This window comes from Amycolatopsis sp. Hca4 (assembly GCF_013364075.1).
GTDB lineage: Bacteria > Actinomycetota > Actinomycetes > Mycobacteriales > Pseudonocardiaceae > Amycolatopsis.
Map to the genome: position 1 here is coordinate 289955 of NZ_CP054925.1, position 15759 is coordinate 305713.

Annotated in this window: 16 protein-coding genes and 1 pseudogene; 8 read left to right on the plus strand and 9 right to left on the minus strand. The window is 73.5% G+C overall.

The annotated features are described in order from the left end of the window. The first annotated feature begins 40 nt into the window (after positions 1-40). Positions 41-265, plus strand: a complete 225-nt coding sequence (locus HUT10_RS01355; protein ID WP_091311498.1) for a hypothetical protein — start codon at positions 41-43, stop codon at positions 263-265. After that, positions 252-550: pseudogene (locus HUT10_RS01360) on the plus strand (hypothetical protein). Before HUT10_RS01355 ends, HUT10_RS01360 begins: the two are co-directional and overlap by 14 nt. Here HUT10_RS01360 and HUT10_RS01365 read toward each other — a convergent pair. Then, positions 441-1670 carry an MFS transporter gene (locus HUT10_RS01365; protein ID WP_176169506.1) on the minus strand — a complete coding sequence of 410 codons (1230 nt, stop codon included), beginning with the start codon at positions 1668-1670 and terminating at the stop codon, positions 441-443. The pseudogene HUT10_RS01360 and the gene HUT10_RS01365 sit on opposite strands and share 110 nt — an antisense overlap. An 81-nt stretch (positions 1671-1751) precedes the next feature. Here HUT10_RS01365 and HUT10_RS01370 point away from each other — a divergent pair, with 81 nt between their 5' ends. Next, a complete protein-coding gene (locus HUT10_RS01370; protein ID WP_254896606.1) occupies positions 1752-2186 on the plus strand; it encodes a helix-turn-helix domain-containing protein in 435 nt (144 codons plus the stop codon). 153 nt (positions 2187-2339) lie between these two features. Here the strand turns inward: HUT10_RS01370 and HUT10_RS01375 are convergent, their stop codons facing one another. Further along, positions 2340-3419 (minus strand): GDSL-type esterase/lipase family protein, encoded by a 1080-nt coding sequence (locus HUT10_RS01375; RefSeq protein WP_176169508.1) that lies wholly within the window; start codon positions 3417-3419, stop codon positions 2340-2342. A gap of 43 nt (positions 3420-3462) precedes the next feature. Further along, the gene (locus HUT10_RS01380; RefSeq protein ID WP_176169509.1) at positions 3463-4095 is read right to left on the minus strand and encodes a TetR/AcrR family transcriptional regulator; all 633 of its coding nucleotides are present in this window, start codon (positions 4093-4095) and stop codon (positions 3463-3465) included. A 61-nt stretch (positions 4096-4156) separates the two neighbouring features. Here HUT10_RS01380 and HUT10_RS01385 point away from each other — a divergent pair, with 61 nt between their 5' ends. Then, positions 4157-4786 carry an FMN-dependent NADH-azoreductase gene (locus tag HUT10_RS01385; protein ID WP_176169510.1) on the plus strand — a complete coding sequence of 210 codons (630 nt, stop codon included), beginning with the start codon at positions 4157-4159 and terminating at the stop codon, positions 4784-4786. A gap of 4 nt (positions 4787-4790) precedes the next feature. Here HUT10_RS01385 and HUT10_RS01390 read toward each other — a convergent pair whose 3' ends face one another. Then, positions 4791-5693, minus strand: a complete 903-nt coding sequence (locus HUT10_RS01390) for a LysR family transcriptional regulator (protein WP_176169511.1) — start codon at positions 5691-5693, stop codon at positions 4791-4793. Positions 5694-5791: 98 nt separating this feature from the next. Here HUT10_RS01390 and HUT10_RS01395 point away from each other — a divergent pair, with 98 nt between their 5' ends. Continuing rightward, complete coding sequence (locus tag HUT10_RS01395) at positions 5792-6637, plus strand: oxidoreductase (protein ID WP_176169512.1); 846 nt, start codon at positions 5792-5794, stop codon at positions 6635-6637. Here HUT10_RS01395 and HUT10_RS01400 read toward each other — a convergent pair. Then, positions 6628-6981: a VOC family protein gene (locus HUT10_RS01400; protein WP_176169513.1), complete on the minus strand. Its 354-nt coding sequence runs from the start codon at positions 6979-6981 to the stop codon at positions 6628-6630. The two genes, HUT10_RS01395 and HUT10_RS01400, sit on opposite strands and share 10 nt — an antisense overlap. 145 nt (positions 6982-7126) lie before the next feature. Here HUT10_RS01400 and HUT10_RS01405 point away from each other — a divergent pair, with 145 nt between their 5' ends. After that, the gene (locus tag HUT10_RS01405; RefSeq protein ID WP_176169514.1) at positions 7127-8323 is read left to right on the plus strand and encodes an FAD-dependent monooxygenase; all 1197 of its coding nucleotides are present in this window, start codon (positions 7127-7129) and stop codon (positions 8321-8323) included. Here the strand turns inward: HUT10_RS01405 and HUT10_RS01410 are convergent. The 4 genes from HUT10_RS01410 to HUT10_RS01425 all read right to left on the minus strand — a co-directional run bounded on the left by HUT10_RS01410 (position 8304) and on the right by HUT10_RS01425 (position 12709). Beyond that, positions 8304-8465, minus strand: a complete 162-nt coding sequence (locus HUT10_RS01410; RefSeq protein ID WP_176169515.1) for a hypothetical protein — start codon at positions 8463-8465, stop codon at positions 8304-8306. The two genes, HUT10_RS01405 and HUT10_RS01410, sit on opposite strands and share 20 nt — an antisense overlap. A 311-nt stretch (positions 8466-8776) precedes the next feature. After that, positions 8777-9445 (minus strand): ABC transporter ATP-binding protein, encoded by a 669-nt coding sequence (locus tag HUT10_RS01415; protein WP_176169516.1) that lies wholly within the window; start codon positions 9443-9445, stop codon positions 8777-8779. Next, positions 9442-10134 (minus strand): ABC transporter ATP-binding protein, encoded by a 693-nt coding sequence (locus HUT10_RS01420; RefSeq protein ID WP_176169517.1) that lies wholly within the window; start codon positions 10132-10134, stop codon positions 9442-9444. The genes HUT10_RS01415 and HUT10_RS01420 overlap by 4 nt, the downstream gene beginning before the upstream one ends. Then, the gene (locus HUT10_RS01425; protein ID WP_176169518.1) at positions 10127-12709 is read right to left on the minus strand and encodes an FtsX-like permease family protein; all 2583 of its coding nucleotides are present in this window, start codon (positions 12707-12709) and stop codon (positions 10127-10129) included. Before HUT10_RS01425 ends, HUT10_RS01420 begins: the two co-directional genes overlap by 8 nt. Positions 12710-12993: 284 nt before the next feature. Between HUT10_RS01425 and HUT10_RS01430 the strand changes: the two genes are divergently transcribed. Further along, complete coding sequence (locus tag HUT10_RS01430) at positions 12994-14709, plus strand: glycosyl hydrolase family 18 protein (RefSeq protein WP_176169519.1); 1716 nt, start codon at positions 12994-12996, stop codon at positions 14707-14709. Positions 14710-14811: 102 nt separating this feature from the next. After that, positions 14812-15345 (plus strand): carboxymuconolactone decarboxylase family protein, encoded by a 534-nt coding sequence (locus HUT10_RS01435; protein WP_176169520.1) that lies wholly within the window; start codon positions 14812-14814, stop codon positions 15343-15345. The last annotated feature ends 414 nt before the right edge of the window (positions 15346-15759 follow it).

A 15759-nucleotide genomic window follows, 5' to 3' on the forward strand; every position in this document is an offset into this window, starting at 1 on the left:
CGCTCCGTCCGGCGGCCGGGGCGCTGGTACGGTAAAAGGTATGGCAACACGTAAGGTCACGCTTTCGCTGGACAGCGGCGCGCTGGAATTCGCCGAACGGGCCGCGAAAGCCCACGGAATCTCGGTCTCGTCCTGGCTGTCGAAGGCAGCCAGGCGCGAGGCGGTGCGTACGGGTTACACCCCGCAGAAGCCGGAACCGGCCGCCGCGGAATCGGACGAGGCCGAACGCAGCGCGGCGGAGAAGGATCTGCGTGCGCAGGGGTGAAGTCTGGACGTACCACCCCCGACCGAACCGGCCCGGCAACGCACCGTGGTGCTGCTGTCCTCGGACGGGGTGAACGAGTCCGAGCGGCCGTGGCTGCTCGGCACCGAACTGCTCGACCGCGACCCGATGGACATCCTCGGCGTGGCGATCGACGCCCGCTACTGGGTGTCCACGCTCAACTTGACCCGGCTCTACCGCCCGTGGTTCGACGAGCGGATCGCCGAGATCGACCAGGACGTCCAGGAGCGGATCGACATCGCCTTGCGGGCCGCCCTCGACCTGTGAGCGCGGCGGCCAGCGCGCAGAGCGCGAACACCGCGCCGAGAACGCTCGAACCGGCCCAGCCGGCGACGGCGAACGCGGTCGTCGTCGCGGTCGCGCCCAGTGCCGAGCCGAGCGAGTAGAAGAGCATGTAGCCGCCGATCGCGCTGCTGGTCGTCTCCGGGTGCGCGGTGGTCAGCAGGTGCTGGTTGCCGACGTGCACGGCCTGCACGGCGAAGTCGAGCGCGACCACGCCGATCGCGAGGAGCGTGAGCGACCACGGCGCCTGCCCGATTGCCGCCCACGAGACGGCGAGCAGGGCGAGCGCGCCGAGGGTGACCGGGCGCGCGAACCCTGCGTCGGCCCAGCGGCCCGCCCGGGCCGCCCCGAGCGCGCCGACCAGCCCGGCCAGGCCGAACAGGCCGATCTGCGCCGCGCTCAGCCGCCACGGCGCGGCGGAGAGTGGCAGCGTCAGCCCGCTCCACAGCGTGCCGAACGAGGCGAACAGGAAGAACGCGATCAGCCCGCGTGAGACGAACAGCCGCTCGCGGAACAGCCGGCCCAGGTCGGCCAAGGCGTCCCGGTACGAGGACCGGCCGGGGCGCGGGTCGGGCGGCAGCGTCTTCAGCACCACTCCCGCCAGTGTCACCAGGAGCACCGCGAGCACGACGTACACACTGCGCCAGCCCCACACCGTGGCCAGCGCCCCGGCCGCCACGCGCGCGCCGAGGATGCCGAGGACGACCCCGGAGGTGACCGCGCCCAGGGTGCGGCCGCGTTCCCCGGGCGCGGCGCTCGCCGCGGCGTAGGCGACGGTCGTCTGGACGACGACCGCGAACAGTCCGGCGACGGCCAGCCCGGCCAGCAGCACCCAAAGCCGGGTCGCGGCCGCGGCGACCACCGCGCCCGCCGCCGTCAGCACCAGGTGTCCCGCGATGAGCCGGCGCCGGTCCCGCAGGTCGCCCAGCGGCACGAGCAGGGCCAGGCCCGCGAGGTAGCCGAGCTGACCGGCCGCGACGATCCAGCCCAGGTCCGCCGCGGGCACGTCCAGGTCCGCGCCGATCCCGGCGAGGGCGGGCTGGGCGGCGTAGATGCTCGCGACGGCGACTGCGCACACGGCCGCCAGCACCGTGTTCCGGCCCATCCCGCCTCCATTGGTAGCAGTTTGCAACTGATCCGACCGTACGGCAGAATGGTTGCGAACAGCAACTCTTCCGGAGGTGTGGTGACCGAGGACTGGACCGACCCGAACTGCCCGGTGGCGCGCGCGCTCGACCTCGTCGGCGACCGCTGGAGCCTGCTCGTGGTCCGCGACGCGATGGACGGCGCCCGGTCGTTCACCGACTTCCGGCAGCGCACCGGGATCGCCCGCAACATCCTGACCGACCGGCTGCGCCGCCTGGTCGAGCACGGCGTCCTCGACCGGCGGACCGCGCCCTCGGGCCGACGCCAGGTCTACGTCCTGACCCCGGCCGGGCGCGACCTGTTCACCGTCGTCGTCGCGCTCCGGCAGTGGGGCGAACGGCACGCGTTCGCCCCCGGCGAACCGCACTCGGTGCTCGTGGACGAACGCGGTGTCCCGCTGCCGCCGCTGCAACCGCTCGGCGCGGACGGAACCCCCGCCGACGTGGAGACGACCTCGGTCCGCAAGGTCGGCTGACGTACCCGGACGGTCGGCTCGCGTACCTGGAGGGTCGGCTTGCGTACCTGGAGGGTCGGCTCGCGTACCTGGAGGGTCGGCTCGCGAACCGACCCTCCGGGTACGCCGGTCGACCGTCGGGGTACGGGAACCGACCCTTGGGGTACGTGCGGGTCAGCGGGCGACGACCTCGGGGACCGCGTGGAGCTTGCCGTCCGCGCCGGCCAGGCAGGAGGCGTTGCCGTCCTTGGCCGCGATGAACTCCGTCAGGCAGTTGGCGATCGCCGCGTGGCCGGTGGCGTTGGGGTGGAACGATTCCTGCAGCGCGTGGCCCGCGCGCTCGGCCCGGCCGAGGTCGGCCAGCTGCAGGGTCAGCCGGGTGAACCACTCCGTCGCCGGGTTCGCGCCGCCGCTGCACGCCTCGTGCTTGACGCCCGCCTTGGCCAGGTCCAGGAAGCGGGCCCCGGTCTGCCGCGCCGCCGTCTTGAGGCCCGAGGACAGCACGCCGATCCCGGTCTGGGCGATCCAGCGCAGGTCCTCGGCGCGGAACGGGCAGCCGTTGAGGCTGCGCAGGTCCTCGGGCAGGTCCGGGCCGATCGGCGCCGCGTAGGACTGGAGGATCAGCTGGTAGTCCGCGGGCACGTAACCGGCGGACGCCAGCACGGCCTTCACGTCGGCGACCGCCTTCGCGACCTTCGGCACCATCGCGTCCACTTTGGACTGCCAGGTCTGCTTCAGCGCGGTGCTGCACGACGGGCCACCGGCGTCGAACCACGCCTTGAAGCAGTCGTTGACCTGGTTGGAGAACTTCGGGTCGTCGTTCGCGCCGACCGCGATCACCACCGCGGCCACCCGGTGGTCCTTCACCAGCGCCGCCAGCCGCTGCGCCTGCGAACCCTCGGTCCACTGCTTGACGTCGCCGAGCGCGACCTGCTCGGCGGGCGCGCCGGAACAGCCCAGGTTGACGTGCGCGGTGATGCCCGGGACGGCGATCTTCTCGACGAAGGCGTTGGGGGAGCGGTGGCACCAGTTGCCGCCCTGGCCGTTGGTGTCGGCGGTGTACTGGCCGGCGCCCTCGCCGGAGACCGTGCTGTCGCCCATCGCGACGACGGTGAGCGGGCCGGTGCCCGGCGGGCCCTGCCGCGGCTGCGGCTGCCCCGGTTTGCTTTCGGAGCCGAAGAAGACGAAAAACCCGGCCAGCAAGGCCACGCACGCGAGGACGAGGGCTCCCCAATACCACCGAAGACGACGCATCGCCGCCGATTCTACGGACCGGCCCGGCCGTGGACACGGTGCGTCACGGCAGCCAGCTCCGCACCAGCCGGACGAGCGACTCCGCCAGGGGCGCCGAGCCGAGCTCGCGGTCCCGCCGCCAGTGCCGCACCTGCTCGGCCGACAGGGCCGCGAGCAGCACGTCCGCGGCGATCTCGGCGTCCTGCGCCCCGCCGGCTTCGAGCAGGTGCCGGCAGTGCTGCCGCCACAGCGTGTGCGCGCCGGTCCGGAACCGGGCACCGGTCGTGGCGGTCTCCGACAGCAGGACGAGGTCCAGCTGCCGGTCCAGCAGGTCCAGGTAGGCCTCGACGAACGCGCCGAGCCGGGCGGCGGGTTCGGCGCCGGGGCCCAGCGGTGGCGGGCCGGTGAGGATCCGCTGCTGCAGTTCGCGTTCGCGCTCGTCGAGCAGCGCCATCGCCAGGCCGCCCTTGTCGCCGAAGCGGCGGTAGAGGGTGCCCTTGCCGACGCCGGCGGCGCCCGCGACGTCGTCCATGGTCACCGCGTCGACGCCGCGTTCGGCGAACAGCTTCTCGGCGGCTTCCAGGACGCGGATCCGGTTGCGGGCGGCGTCGGCCCGCTCGCGGACGGGCGCGCCGAGGACCGGCAGCCCGGCGGGCGTTGACGAAGCGGACTGCGGTCCGCTACGGTTCGAGGACATAAGCGGACTCTAGTCCGATTCTCTGTCCGGCGAAAGCCGAACCCGTCCGAGGAGCACAGTCATGCCCGATCTGCTGCACATTTCCGCGTCCCCACGAGGCGAAGCGTCCCAGTCGCTGCGCCTGGCAGCTACTTTCCTGGACACCTACCGCGACCGGCACCCGGACGCCGAGATCGACGAATGGGACCTCTGGGACGGCTCCCTGCCCGCCTTCGGCCCGGCCGCGGCCCGCGCCAAGATGACCGTCTTCGGTGGCGGCACCCCGCAGGGCGAGGAGGCCGAAGCCTGGGCGGCCGCGCGGGCGGCGTTCACCCGCTTCGACGCCGCCGACCGGTTCCTGTTCAGCGTCCCGATGTGGAACTCCGGCGTGCCGTACGTGCTCAAGCAGTTCGTCGACGTCGTGTCCCAGCCCGGCTGGATCTTCGGCGTCGACCCGGCCACCGGCTACCGCCACCTGCTGGCCGGCCGCGGCAAGCGCGCCGCGGTCGTCTACACCAGCGCCGTGTGGGCGCCCGGCCTCGGGCCGGAGTTCGGCGCGGACTTCCAGGCGCCGTTCTTCACCGGCTGGCTCGGCTGGACCGGCATCGACGACGTCACCGAGATCCGCTTCCACCCGACCCTCACCGGCGACGCCGACGAGGCCGGCCGGATCGCCCACGAAGCCGCCCGCGACACCGCCAAGACGTTCTGACGCCTCAGCCCGCCTGGGTCAGGTCCGTCGCCGCCGCCAGGTCGGCCGCGACCTCGGCGATCGCCGGCACCGCCGGGTTGTCGTTGCCCGGCAGCCACACCAGTTCCGTGAGCGCGACATCGCCGTCCAGCGGCACGAACGCCACCCCCGAACGGCGCAGGCTGTGCGACGAACGGGCCAGCCGCGTCACCCCGACCCCGGCCGCGACCAGCCCGAGCAGGCCCTGCACGGTGGCGGCCCGCTGCACCACCCGCGGGGTGAAGCCCGCCGCGGCGAAGTCGTCGTCGTAGCTGCGGTGCCACGGTTCCCAGCTGCCGCGCGGCGTCAGCACCCACGGCTCGTCCGCCAGCTCGGCCAGCGCCAGCGACGCCCGCCCGGCCAGCGGGTGCTCCACGGGCAGCACCGCGCACACCTCTTCGGTCAGCAACGTCCGGGACACCAGGTCGCCGACCAGCGGCGGCCGGGTGAAGGCCAGGTCGAACCGGCCCTCGCGCAGGCCGTCCACCAGCTCGGCGATCGGTGCTTCGGCCGTCGTCACCGCCAGCCCGGGGAACCGCTCCCGCACCGCGCGCACCACCGGCGGCAGCAGGTAGTTCGCCGTCGTGGCGAGGAAGACGAGCCGGACGTCGCCGATCTCGCCGCGCACCGCCCGCCCGAGCGTCGCGACGGCTTCGTCGGCCCGCGCCAGCACCGCGCGGGCCTCGGGCAGGAAGAGCCGTCCGACGGCGGTCAGCCGCGTCCCGCGTGCGTCGCGGTCGAACAGCCGGGCGCCGAGGGCCCGTTCCAGCACGCTGATCTGCTGGGACAGCGACTGCTGCGCCAGGTGCAGCCCGGCGGCGGCCCGGGTGAAGCTGGTCGCCTCGGCCACGGCGACGAAGTAGCGGAGCTGCCGCAACTCGGGGGTCACAGGCTCCGACTGTAGCCGCGGCAGGACATCGGTGTTGGCGGCCCGGCCGTGATCGTCTCCAGGATGGGAAGGGAGGAACCACTGGGAGGAAACGGAAGATGACGAACACCGACGGCCGCGTCTGGCTGATCACCGGCTGCTCCGCCGGCTTCGGCCGGGAGATCGCGCTGGCCGCACTGGCCGCGGGCGACCGCGTCCTGGCCACCGCCCGGCGCCCGGAAACCCTGGCGGACCTGCAGGAACGCGGCGGCGACCTGGTCCGGACCGCGGCACTGGACGTCACCGACACCGGGCAGATCGACGCGGCGGTGAAGACCGCACTGGACACGTTCGGCCGGATCGACGTCGTGGTCAACAACGCCGGCCACGGCTCGGTCGGCGCGGTCGAAGAGCTCACCCTGGAGGAACTGCGCAGCCTGATGGACGTCATGTTCTTCGGCGCCGTCGCGGTCACCAAGGCGGTGCTGCCGCACCTGCGCGCGCAGGGCAGCGGCACGCTCGTGCAGCTCAGCTCGATGGGCGGGCAGCTGGCCCCGCCCGGCTTCGGCGCCTACTGCGCGGCGAAGTTCGCACTGGAAGGCATCTCCGAAGCGCTGGCCGCGGAGGTGGCGCCGTTCGGGGTGCGGGTGCTGATCGTCGAGCCGGGCGCGTTCCGCACCGAGTTCGGCGGCGGCCGGATGCACCGTTCCCGCACGATCGAGGCCTACGCGGCTTCGACGAGCGGAACCCGGGCGGCGGTCGAGAACATGGACGGCACCCAGCCGGGCGACCCGGCCAAGGCGGCCGCGGCGATCGTCCGCGCGGTGGGCAGCGCCGACGCCCCGCTGCGGCTCGCGCTGGGCGCGGACGCCGTCGAAGCGATCCGCGCCCACCACGAGGCCGTCGCGGCGGACCTGGCCGCCTGGGAAGAGGTCAGCCGGGCCACCGCCCTCGATCAGCCCTGAGCGTCCTGCAGCAGGCCGAGGACGTTGCCGTCGGCGTCGGTGAAGGTCGCCACCAGGCGGCCGTTGCCGACGTCCTTCGGCTCGTCCTTGACCGTCCCGCCCGCCTTGGTGACCTCGGCGAGCTTCGCCTCGATGTCGTCGACGTGCCAGTAGGTGACCGGCCCGGTCATGCCCTGCTGCGCGCCGCCGGGCACCAGCCCGATGTGCTGGCCCGCGGTGTCGTAGCCGACGTAGTAGGGCGCGTCGGCCTGCGGCTCGAGGCCCAGCAGCGCGGTGTAGACGGCCTTGGCGGCGGCCAGGTCGGTGACGGGGTGCAGGACGGTCTTGATCCCCTGGGTGCTCATCTTCGGTGCTCCTGAAGCTCGTGGTCTGCGGTACGTCGGCAACGCTATGGCCGCGGTCCTGACCTGCGCTTCTCGATTCCTGATCGGTTGTCGTACCCAGCCACTACACTCCCGACCGTCATCCGGAACGACGATGGGGGACCGCATGAGCGGCAACAGGGTGTTGGTGGCGGGGGCGAGCATCGCGGGGCCGGCGCTGGCCCACTGGCTGCGGCGGCGGGGCGCCGAGGTCACCGTCGTGGAGCGGGCACCCGGGCTGCGGCCCGGCGGGCAGGCGGTGGACGCCCGCGGGGTGGCCAAGGAGGTCATCCGCCGGATGGGGCTGGACGCGGCGGTGCGCGCGGCCCGCACGGAGACCGCCGGCGCGTACACGGTGGACGCCGACGGAACCGTCCTGGAGACCTTCAACGCCGAGGACGACGGCGGCGACGGCTACATCGCGGACATCGAGATCCTGCGCGGAGACCTGTCCGAGGTGCTCTACGACGACACGCGTGACGAAGTCGAGTACCTCTTCGGCGACCGGATCGCCGAGCTGACCCAGGACGCCGACGGCGTCGACGTCACCTTCGCCGTCGGCGACCGGCGGCGCTTCGACCTGGTGATCGGGGCCGACGGGCTGCACTCGGCGCTGCGCGCGATGGTCTTCGGGCCGCGCGAGCGGTTCGTCCGCCACCTCGGGATGGTGCTGGCCTTCTACAGCGTGCCCAACGAGTTCGGGATCGACCGGTGGCTGATCGACCACCAGCACGAGGGCCGCTCGGCCGGGCTGCGGCCCCTCAAGGACCCCACCCGGGCGATGGCCATGCTCTCCTTCCCCTCGGACGGCTTCGACGTCGACCACCGCGACATCGACGCGCAGAAGCGGCTGCTGCGCGAGCGGATGGCCGGCCTGGGCTGGCGGACCCCGGAGATCCTCGCCCACCTCGACGACACCCCGGACTTCTACCTCGACCAGGTCGCCCAGGTGGTGATGGACCGCTGGTCGGAGGGCCGGGTCGGGCTGATCGGCGACGCGGCCTCCTGCTCGTCCCCGATGTCCGGCGGCGGCACGGGGCTGGCCCTGGTCGGCGCGTACCTGCTGGCCGGCGAGCTGGCCGCGGCCGGGTGGGACCCCGCGGTGGGGTTCGCCCGGTACGAAGCGCAGATGCGCCCGTTCGTCGAGGCCAACCAGGAGATCGGCCGCCTCCACGTGCAGAGCCGCGACGCCGGCGCCGAGCACGCCGAACCGGACATGGAGGCGCTGATGCCGGTGATCGAGCGCGCGATCAACGGCGTGGACCTGCCGGACTACGCCGGGGTTCCCGACGCCGGACCGCGGGTCAGTCCGGCGGCGCCGTGAGCGCGGCGTCGAGCAGAGGGGGCGCGGGCGGGTGGTCGCCATGATCCCCGGCTTCGGGGTGGTGGGTACCGAGGTGCTTGCCGGCCGAGGTGAACCGGAGCCGCCCGGCCTTCCGGCGGAGGTCGGCAGACCCCGCTGCCACCACGGAACACCGCAGCAGCGACTGACTTCGCCGGACCCTGGGGAAGTCCAGTGGTGCCGTGAGCGCGGCGTCGAGCGGAGGGGCGCGGGCCGGGCGGGCTCGGGTGGCAGTGGTCGCGGAGGCAGGCCGCGGGTCAGTCCGGTGGTGCCGTGAGCGCGGCGTCGAGCGGCGGGCCGGGTGGGCTCGGGTGGCAATGGTCGCGAGGCAGGCCGCGGGTCAGTCCGGTGGTGCCGTGAGCGCGGCGTCGAGCGGAGGGGCGCGGGCCGGGTGGGCTCCGGTGGCAGTGCTCGCGGAGGCAGGCCGCGTCGGGGTCAGTCCAGCAGGGCCGTGAGGACTCCGTCGAGCAGGCGGACGCGGCGGTCGGCGATGCGGTGGACCTCGTCGTCGTGGGTTGCGACGATCACCGCCGCGCCCTCCTCGGCGCAGTGGCGCAGCAGCCGCAGCACCCGCGGCGTCGAGCCGGCGTCCAGGTGGGCCGTCGGCTCGTCGGTCAGCAGGACCCGTGGGCGGCCGGCCACCGCGCGGGCCAGTGCCACCCGCTGCTGCTGCCCGAACGACACCTCCAGGGGGTAGCGGTCGCCGAGGTCGCCGATGCCCAGCTCGTCCAGCAGGCCGGTGACCCGCTCGGCGATCGCCTTCGGCGACGGGCGCGGGACGTCCGCGCGCAGCCGCAGCGGCAGGGCCACGTTTTCGGCGATGGTCAGCTCGTTGGCCAGGCCGAGCGCCTGCGGCAGCACCGCGCAGGTGTGCCACGGCGGCGCGCCGCTGATCGGGACGCCGTCGAGCAGCACGCAGCCGGCGTCGGGGGAGTCGAACCCGCACAGCAGCGCCAGCAGCGCGCTCTTGCCCGACCCCGACCGGCCCGACACCGTCACCAGCTCGCCCGCGGCCACGCGCAGTTCCAGCCCGCGCAGCACCTCGATGTCGCCGCTCGGGTGGGCGAAACTGCGGCGCAGCCCGACCGCTTCCACGAGTGTCATGCCGGCAGCTCCCGTTCTTCGACGCCCTCGAGCGCACCCTTGTGCAGCCGGGCCACCCGCGCGCCGAGGTCGATCAGGCGTTCGTCGTGCGAGGCGGCCAGGACCGCGAAATCCTGGTCCACCAGGTACAGCAGGGTTTCCAGCACCAGGTCGGCCGACGCCTCGTCCAGCTGGGACGTCGGTTCGTCGGCGAGGATCACCGTCGAGCGCGCGGCCAGCACGCACCCGAACGCCAGCCGCTGCTGCTGCCCGCCCGACAGCGCGGCGATCTTCCAGTCACCGGTGCCGTGCAGGCCCAGCTGCCCGAGGATGTCCTCGGCGGTGCACTCGGTCCCGGCGGCCTCGGCCGCGGCGTGCAGGTTCTCGGCGACGGTCAGGTAGCCCAGCAGGTTGTCGGCCGGGTTCTGGAACACCAGGCCCAGGTGGTGGCGCCGCAGCGCGCGCCGCTCGCGGTGCCTGAGCGTGCGGACGTCGGCGCCCTGGAAGGTCAGCGTGCCGCGCGCGGGCTGCTCGAACAGCCCCAGCACCCGCAGCAGCGTCGACTTCCCGGACCCGGACGGCCCGGCGAGCACGGTCATCCCGCGCGCCGGCACGTCGAGGCTGACGTCGTCGACGCCGGTGACGATCCCGGCGGGGGTCGGGTAGTCGACGCCGATGCCGCGCAGCGAAAAGATGGGCTTCTCAGGCACGGATCAGCTCCGCGGTCCGGGCGGTGCGCACCGAGCGCACCGCGATCCAGCCGGCCAGCGCGACCACCGCCACGCCGATCACGACGACGGTCAGCACGAACGGCAGCGGGTCCGGCAGCGCCGAGCGCGGCGCGAGGAACGTCGCCGGGTCGAACCGGGGGACCGACAGGCCCGCCACCGAGACCCCGCACACCACACCGACCACGACCGCCAGCCCGCTCAGCGCCCCCAGCTCCATCAGGTGGCTGGCCAGCAGCGTCCGCGGCCGCATGCCCATCCGCAGCACCAGCGCGCCGGCCAGGGCGTTCTGCCGCCGCCGCACCTCGACCGCCACCAGCAGCGCGAGGATCGCCACCACCCCGAGCACCGCGCCCAGCAGCGCCACGAACGAGAACGTCCACGACACCACGAAGAACGGCAGACCGTCCAAAGCGGACTCGCGGCTGATCCGGTTCGGGATGAACACCCCCGCCGCCCGCAGCGCGGCGGTCGCGTCCGCCATCGACGCGGTGGTCAGCACGCTCCACTTCGGGATGCCGTCCAGCTGCGCGTGGCTGAGCACCGTCCGGGAGATGACGTAGCCGGGGGAGGTGCCGATCATCGGGAACACCGGCAGGTCGCCGGCGACGACCGCGTCGGGCAGGTCGTCGGGCAGCTTGGCGTTCTGCTTGGCCGTGTGCCCGACGCGGATCACCGGCGTGCCGCGCGGGTCGGGTCGCGAGATCTTCTCCAGCAGCCCGGGCAGCTCGTCGCCGGGGACGTGCTCCACCGCGGCGCCGCGGGCGAACGTCGCCGGATCGACCACCAGCACCACGCTGCCGGTGCCGGTCAGCTCGCCGACCACCGTGCTGTTCCCGGCCAGCGCCGCGGGCATCGCGACCTGGCCCATGCCGATCGGGCTGTCGGTGTCGAGGCGGGCGTTGCTGCCGACGAAGATCGCCGACTTGGTGTCGAGCGCTTCCTCCTGGCCGTCGGCGATGCCGATGCCGGTGGCCAGCGTGCCGATGGCGAGGGTGCCGATGACCAGCACCCCGGTCACCGGGGCGCGGGCGCCGGCCAGCCGCCGGATCGCCAGCTGCAGCGCCGGGCGCGACCAGAACCGGGCCCGGTGCGACGCGTGCAGCGCCAGCCACGCCAGCCGGGCGGTCAGCAGCCCGACGGTCAGCACGACGAACACCGGGTAGGTCAGGGCCAGCGGGTCCACCTGGGGCAGGGGATTGCCCAGCCGCGACGCCGTGCCGTAGTGCGTCAGCCGCGTCCAGCCCAGCCACGCCATGCCCGCCGTGGCCAGCTCCCACGGGAAGAACGCCAGCACCCGCACCCGCTTGGCGCCGCGGCGCACCCGGCCCAGCTCGAACTCCCGGTGCACCCGGACCGCGACGATCAGCGCCAGCAGCACCAGCGACACGAGCAGGGTCCCGGCCGCGACGCCGACGGCCGTCAGCTCGGCGCCCGGGTCCGGGCGGCCGGGCGGGCCGTAGACGCCGAGCAGCAGCCGCGCCGCGACCGCGCCCGCCGCCCCGCCGAGCAGGATCGGCAGGCCCAGCTCGGCGACGGCGAGGCCGCCGAGCGCCGCGGGCCCGCTGCCGCGCGCCGAGAGCAGCCGCAGCTGCGCGTGCCGCCGCTGGTACCACTGCAGCGCCACGGTGCCGAGGCCGGCGCACCCGACCAGCACGCTGATCAGCGCCAGCGGCAGGATCGAGACGAACACGTTGTCCTGCGCCTGGCGGGCGATCTGCACCGAACGCTCGAACGTCGGGACGTCCGCGGCGATCAGCGAGCCGAGGCCCTGGGCGGTCAGGTCGGCGCGGACGTCGGCGACCAGGTCCTTCGAGCGCTGCAGCAGGTCCTCCGCGGCGCTGAGCGTCGTGGGCGCCGGCTCGTAGAAGGAGACCTGGAAGTACTGCACGGTCGGCAGGCCGATCGCCTTGACCGCGTCGTCGAAGGTCCTGCGGTCGGTGGCGAAGACGATCGAGTCGATCGGGTCGTCGACCAGCCGGTCGATCACCGCCCCCGACTGCTGCGAGCACCACCACCGCGGCGGCGGGTCGAGCAGGTCGCGGTAGATGCCGGTGACCGGCGGCAGCGGCACGCCCTGCAGGCTCGGCTTCGTGCCGACGCCGATGTGCTCGGCGTCGGCCACCACGTTGCCCAGCCACAGCCCCGGCGCGCGCGTGCCCTGCTGCAGCGTCAGGTTGTCCAGGCCCACCTGGTCGCGGTAGCCGAGACGGATCTTGTAGTGCGGGTCGCCGTTGAACTCGGTGCCGCGCAGCACGTTCGTGAACTGGCCGACGACGGGCGCGCCGAACCCGTGCGCGGCGGCGTGGCGCTCGATCGCGCCGGTCACCGCCGGGATGTTCGCCACCGGCATGTTGCCCTTGCCGAACACCGGGCCGTAGCTGTCCGGGCAGGTGATGCCCGTCTGGTACCGGACCGTGGCGCCACCGGCCGCGGAGGCCTGCAGCACCGCGGCGGTGCCCAGGAAGCACGCCAGCAGCGAGGTCACGGCCGCCACGATCAGCGTCAGCGGGCTGGAGAGGGCGGCCTTCGGCGCCGCCCGCCACGGCTTGGTCACTCTGCGTCGTCCATTCTTCCCCCAGATCACCCGCACGGACCAGAACGCTACCGGCCACCCCGCCGAGTTGGAACGTTTTTGTCACGATCGTTGCTCACCCGGTGTGTTCGCGACCGGTTCGCCGGCCGACCAATCACTGCCGCCATCCGGCCGGTTTAGTGGTCTAGACCTTGACGGGTGGATTGGTCTGATCCAATCCTGAAGCGGTCCCGCCGTGCCACGCCGCCGCACGGCTCCCCGCCGGTTCAGGAGCGCAGATGCGTCGACGCAGACCTTTCTCCCGATTGTCCGTTTCCCTTGCCCTGGCGGCGTTCTCGGCCGGATCCCTGGTCGCCGCGGCCGGCACCGCCGAAGCCGCCACGCCGCTGCCCGCGCACGTCTTCGCGCCGTACTTCGAAGCCTGGACCGGCGAGAGCCCCGCCGCGCTGGCGCAGCAGTCCGGCGCCAAGCACCTCACCATGGCGTTCATCCAGGCCGCCACCAAGGGCTCCTGCACGGTGTACTGGAACGGCGACACCGGCATGCCGATCGCCACCGGCACCTTCGGGGCCGACATCGCCACCATCCGCTCCCGCGGCGGCGACGTCATCCCGTCCTTCGGCGGCTACACCGCCGACAACACCGGCACCGAGATCGCCGACAGCTGCACCAGCGTCGACTCCATCGCCGCCGCCTACGAGGCGGTGATCACCACCTACGACGTGCCCCGGCTCGACATGGACATCGAGGACAACTCGCTGACCAACTCCGCCGGGATCGACCGCCGCAACAAGGCCCTCAAGAAGGTCCAGGACTGGGCGGCGGCCTCCGGGCGCCCGCTGCAGATCTCCTACACCCTGCCCACGACCACCCGCGGCCTCGCCGACAGCGGCCTGAACGTGCTGCGCAACGCCGTCACCAACGGCACCCGCGTCGACGTCGTCAACCTGATGACCTTCGACTACTACGACAACGCCGCCCACCAGATGGCCACCGACACCCAGACCGCCGCCACCGGCCTGGTCTCGCAGCTGGCCGCCCTCTACCCGGGCAAGACCCAGGCGCAGCTGTGGGCGACGGTCGGGATCACCGAGATGATCGGCGTCGACGACTTCGGCCCGGCCGAGACGTTCACCACCGCCGACGCCGCCACCGTCTACAACTGGGCCGTCTCGAAGGGCATCAACACGCTGTCCTTCTGGGCGCTGCAACGCGACAACGGCAGCTGCCCCGGCGGCGCCGCGGCCGACAACTGCTCCGGCATCGCCCAGGACACCTGGTTCTTCAGCCACGCGTTCGCACCCTTCACCGGCGGCACCTCCGTGCCCGGCAACGACTTCTCCCTCGCCGCGAACCCGGCCTCGGCCGCGGTGGACCCGGGCGGCTCGGCGTCGGCGACGGTGAGCACCGCGGTCACCTCCGGCTCCGCCCAGCAGGTCACCCTCTCGGTCACCGGCGCGCCCGCCGGCGTCAGCGCGGCCGTCAGCCCCGGCTCAGTGACCGCGGGCGGCAGCGCGACGCTCTCGGTGAGCACCACCTCGGCGGCCGTCCCGGGCGTCTACCCGCTCACCGTCACCGGCGCCGCCGCCTCCGGCAGCCACAACACCACCTTCACCCTTACCGTCAAGGGCACCCCGCCCGCGGGTGGCGTGGTCAACGGCGGCTTCGAAACCGGCGCGCTGAGCCCCTGGACCGCCCCGGGCGACGCGATCGTCGCCTCGCCGGCGCACTCGGGCACGCACGCCCTGCAGGTGACGCCCTCGGCATCGGCCACCGGCGAAGCGGCGCAGACCGTGACGCTCGCCCCGAACCACGCCTACACCCTCACGGCGTGGGTGCAGGGCAACTACGCCTACGTCGGCGTCCGGGGCGGAGCCACGGCGAGCGCGTGGACGTCCGGCAGCGGCTGGACGCGGCTGTCGGTGCCGTTCACGACCGGCGCGTCGGGCGCGGTGACGGTCTACGTCCACGGCTGGTACGGCCAAAGTGCCGTCTACGCGGACGACTTCGCGATCGGTTAGCGCTTTCGGCGGCGGCCCGGTTGGGCAACACGGAGGTTGGCCGGGCCGCCGCCACCCGAAAGACTGCACGGGACGATCTTTCGCGCTCGCCAGGAGGACCCGATGCCGCACATCCCGCTCGACCCGCAGCTGCCCGGCATCCGCTCCCTGATGGCGTTCCGGCCCGAGACCGCCGTCCCGCTCAACGCACTGGCGCAGACGCTCCTGCGCGGCCCGAGCAGCCTGACCGTCGGCGAGCGCGAGCTGATCGCGGCGGTGGTGTCGAACGGCAACGAATGCCGCTTCTGCCACGGAAGCCACGCCGCGGCGGCGGCCGAAACCCTCGACGGCGGCCGCGCGGTGGTCGACGCGGCCTGCGCCGGCGTCGACGACGCCCCGCTGGGGGCGAAGATGAAGGCGCTGCTGCGGATCGCCCTCGCCACCCGCGAAACCGGCCGGGCGGTGACACCCGAGCTGATCGCGGCGGCGCGCGCGGAGGGCGCGACCGACGTCGAACTGCACGACACGGTCCTGATCGCGGCGGCGTTCTGCATGTACAACCGCTACGTCGACGGCCTGGCCACGGTGGCCCCGGAGGACCCGGCCGCCTACGAGCTGATGGGCAAGGTGCTGGCGGCGGAGGGCTACGGCCGCTAGGGCCTGTCCTCAAGGCCGGATGAGCAGCGTCGCCGGATCGATCATGCCTCGGTCGGAGACAGCCACTGCGACCCGGCGTGGATCGCGCAGCCGGAGTTCAGTGCGGAGGCCGAACACCCCGGTACCACCCGGGCGTGCGACCAGAGCTGGCTGATCCGCGACCTGCAGCGGCACAGCGGCGAGCCGCCGGCCCGGGTCGCCTACCGGTGGGCGGGCAACGGCTGGGCGAGCTTCGCCTCGGCCGACCGCGGCGGCTGCACCGAAATCCCGGCCGCCGAACCGGAGTTCCCCGCCGCTCCCTGCCAGAAGCTCGCCCCGGCGAGGTGACCTCGATCGCTGCCCGCACCCGCCTGACCACCGTGCGCGGCCGATCCGCGTGATCGCGGCCCCCGCGGCGGTGAATTCCGGAAAGCG